This is a genomic window from Chromobacterium aquaticum, assembly GCF_021129195.1.
GTDB lineage: Bacteria > Pseudomonadota > Gammaproteobacteria > Burkholderiales > Chromobacteriaceae > Chromobacterium > Chromobacterium aquaticum.
In genome coordinates, this window is the sequence record NZ_JAJOHW010000268.1 from 1 (window position 1) to 1,510 (window position 1,510).

A 1,510-nucleotide genomic window follows, 5' to 3' on the forward strand; every position below is an offset into this window, starting at 1 on the left:
GGCCCAGATCGCCCAGGTCGTAGCGCCGCACGCGCTGGCCTTCCCGCGCCAGCGAGGTGAAGGCCAGCCGGCCGACGGCGCCGGGCGCGGCCGGGCGGTCGCTGTCCTGCTCCAGGATTTCCAGCCACTGGATATCGGCCAATAGATGGAATTCGCCGTCGCGGCCGTGGCCGCAGGCGTGGCCCAGCGGGCCGGCATCCACCGATCCGTACATCGCGGAGCGGATCAGCTCCACGCCAAAGCCGGCCAGGAACTGGCGTTGGCCGTCACTGATGTGTTCGCCGCCGCAGAACAGCTTGCGCACGCCGCCGTAGGCGCGCAGCGCGGCTTCCTCGCATTCGAACAGGCGCTGCAAGGTGCCCGGCATCCCCACCAGGGTGTTGACGCCTTGGGACACGATGAAGTGGGCGATCTGGCTGAAGTCGTCGTCCACCGGGCCGCCCATCGGGTATTGCGGCACGCCCAGCTTGTCCAGGATGGTGTAGAAACTGAGCATGCCGCCGTAGAGGTTGCCGCCGTAGAGCAAATTCATCACCCGGTCATGCGCCGGGTCCAGGCCGGCGGCGAGCAGGCCGTCCGCCGCCGCCAGCATCTGGCGGTGGTAATCGCGGTAGCTGAAGCCGGCCAGCTTGGGTTCGCCGCAGCTGCCGCCGCTGCGGAAGAACAGCTGGGCGGCCGGCCCCATTTCGGCTTGCTGGAAGGCCATTTTGTCCATCACCGGCAGCGCGTCCAGGCCGGCCGGCAGCGGCGGCAAGGCGTCCAGCGTCGCGTGGCCGGGCAGTTGACCATCGCGCAGGCTGACCGACACCCGCCGCGTCAGCCGGCTCAGCGCGTAAACGCCGTCGTGCGGCTCGCCGGCGTAGCCGTCGTGCATCGTCCCCACCGGGCACAGCCGGCCGACGCCGGCGTCCAGCAGCAGGCGGCTGAGCGCCGGCACTTGCTCCGGCGCGGCGATCAGGCCGCAGCTTTGCAAATGGGTGCGCCAGGGCAGCAGCAGTTCCACCAGCCGCGCGCGCGGCGCCGGCCGCAGTTGCAGGGTGCGGAACAGCGGCGAGGCCGCCAGTTCCTGGCGCTGCGCCCAGGCCACGCGCCAGCCCTCGCCCTGCTCCACCGCGCCGACCACGCCGGCGAAAGACTGGTCCAGCCGCATCATGGCCAGCTGGCTGGAGATTTCCGCGACTTCCTGCACGTCCGGCTGCAAGGCCGGCCAGGCCGGCGCGCGCCGCGCCAGCGCGGCGGCCATGGCCTGGGCCGCGCCGCGCAAGACGGCTTCGTCCTCGCTGTCCACCAGCAGGCATTGCGGGCTGGAGCAGGCTTGCTGGTCGAAACGGCAGACGTCGTCGGCCAGCGCGTCGTAATCGGCCTCCGTCGCCGCGGCCGGGTCCAGGTAGGCGAAGCTGATGCGGTGGCCCCAGGGTATCCAGCGGCAGCCGGCCGGCACTTGGCGGCGGATCGCTTCCAGCGCGGCGTCGCCGCCCCAGGCGGACACCGCGTCGGCGCGGGCCAGCAC

General features: G+C 72.0%; 1 protein-coding gene. It reads right to left on the reverse strand.

The features are described from left to right. A partial coding sequence (locus LQT98_RS23695) for an acyl-CoA reductase (protein WP_331282594.1) occupies window positions 1–1,510 on the reverse strand: 1,510 nt, incomplete at both ends.